Here is a 1,234-nt window from a genome sequence, read left to right as displayed (position 1 = left end):
TCCTGACGGGATTTGAACCCGCGGCCTCCACCTTGACAGGGTGGCGAGCACTCCAAACTGCTCCACAGGACCTTGCTATGTGCGAGCACTAGTCTCGCACACGTTACTGCGTGCCCCCAACGGGATTCGAACCCGTGCTACCGCCTTGAAAGGGCGGCGTCCTGGGCCACTAGACGATGAGGGCTGATGGCCCACCTGGGCGCTTTGCAGCGCCTCGGGGACGTGAGAAGCATATGGGATGGAGGGAGGTAACGCCAAAACGGTTTCCCCGAGGCCGCCGCCGGGTGCGGCGCGGGCGGCGCACGAGAGCCGTGCGGGGCCGTGCGGGGGCCCGCCGGGGGTGCGTGCCGGACAATGGCGAGCGTGCTGGAGATGACGCGCGAGGAGTTCGAGGAACTGGTCGCCGAAGCCCTGGACCGGATCCCGCCGGAGCTGACGCGGCTGATGGACAACGTCGCGGTGTTCGTCGAGGACGAGCCCCCGGCGGAGGACCCGGAGCTGCTCGGCCTCTACGAAGGGACGCCGCTGACCGAGCGCGGCGAGTGGTACGCGGGCGTCCTGCCCGACCGGATCACGATCTACCGCGGCCCCACGCTCCGCCTGTGCACCTCGCGGGAAGAGGTGGTGGAGGAGACCGAGGTGACGGTCGTCCACGAGGTGGCCCACCACTTCGGCATCGACGACGAACGCCTGCACGCCCTCGGCTACGGGTGACCGCTCGGGACCGACCGCTTACGGCCGGCTGCTGCGGCTGACCTTTTACGGCTGACCGCCGGCGGGTGGGGCCCGGCCGCCGGCCGGCAAAGAGCCGGTCAGGTGACAGCGCGCCGCGCGTGTCCTGGGCGGGGCGGTCTCAGTTGGGCAGGGGGCCTGTCCCATGCGTCAGTCCCGGAAGTCCCGAAGGCGGTCCCCCGATGCCTCCCACCTCACCCCGCGCAGTCGTCACCAGGATCGCTGCCGTCGCCGCCGTGACCCTGGCCCTCGGGGGGTGCATGAGCGTGAGCGACCCGGAGCGGCCCGCTCCGTCGCCGGGCGCGGGCAAGCAGCGCGAGGCCGGACCCGAGCCGGACGGCGGCGTGCGGATTCCGGGCGGGCGGCCCGGGCAGGCGGACGCGCGCTCCGCGCGGGGCGCGAGCGGCAGCCCGTCGGCGAGGAACACGGCCTCCCCGTCCGCCCCCGCGACGCCCTCGGGCACCCCGGCCGAGGCCTCGCCGGACGCCCGCCCCGGCAAGCC

General features: G+C 73.2%; 1 protein-coding gene, 1 tRNA gene and 1 pseudogene. 2 read left to right on the top strand and 1 reads right to left on the bottom strand.

The window, feature by feature from the left end; genetic code table 11:
• Positions 1-111 precede the first annotated feature (111 nt).
• Positions 112-184 (bottom strand) — tRNA-Glu (locus ACSNOH_RS34825).
• A gap of 179 nt (positions 185-363) precedes the next feature.
• Between ACSNOH_RS34825 and ACSNOH_RS34820 the strand changes: the two genes are divergently transcribed.
• Both ACSNOH_RS34820 and ACSNOH_RS34815 read left to right on the top strand, forming a co-directional pair.
• Positions 364-714, top strand: coding sequence for a metallopeptidase family protein (locus ACSNOH_RS34820; RefSeq protein ID WP_106677607.1), 351 nt, complete (start codon positions 364-366; stop codon positions 712-714).
• A gap of 200 nt (positions 715-914) precedes the next feature.
• A pseudogene (locus ACSNOH_RS34815) lies at positions 915-1,234 on the top strand (hypothetical protein); the annotation flags it as partial.

Source organism: Streptomyces sp. URMC 127, from assembly GCF_051386535.1.
Taxonomy (GTDB): domain Bacteria; phylum Actinomycetota; class Actinomycetes; order Streptomycetales; family Streptomycetaceae; genus Streptomyces.
Note: the sequence above shows the minus strand (reverse complement) of the source record. Positions and strands in the feature narration are given on the sequence as shown.